Origin of the sequence: Microbacterium sp. UBA1097, from assembly GCF_002313585.1 — a bacterium.
In the GTDB taxonomy this organism is placed as follows: domain Bacteria; phylum Actinomycetota; class Actinomycetes; order Actinomycetales; family Microbacteriaceae; genus Microbacterium.
In genome coordinates this window covers 189,709-189,946 of the sequence record NZ_DCBW01000016.1, presented here as the reverse complement: position 1 = coordinate 189,946, position 238 = coordinate 189,709, and the positions used below count along the sequence as shown (strand labels likewise).

Genomic DNA, 238 nt, shown 5'->3' with positions numbered 1-238 from the left:
CGCTCTTGCGCTGCATGACGCCCGGTGCCTGCAGTTCGAGAGCGCGGCGACCCTCCGTGGCGACCTCACCGAGACCGTCGATCGGGTTACCGAGCGGGTCGACGACGCGACCGAGGTATCCGTCACCGACGCGAACCGAGAGCACCTCGCCCGTGCGCGTGACCTGTTGACCCGCCTCGATGCCGGCGAAGTCGCCCAGGACGACGACACCGATCTCGTGCTCGTCGAGGTTCAGGGC

The 238-nt window shown here is 68.9% G+C and carries 1 pseudogene; it reads right to left on the bottom strand.

Annotation, left to right across the window (positions count from 1 at the left end):
• Nucleotides 1-238: pseudogene (locus B4F19_RS05025) on the bottom strand (F0F1 ATP synthase subunit alpha); the annotation flags it as partial.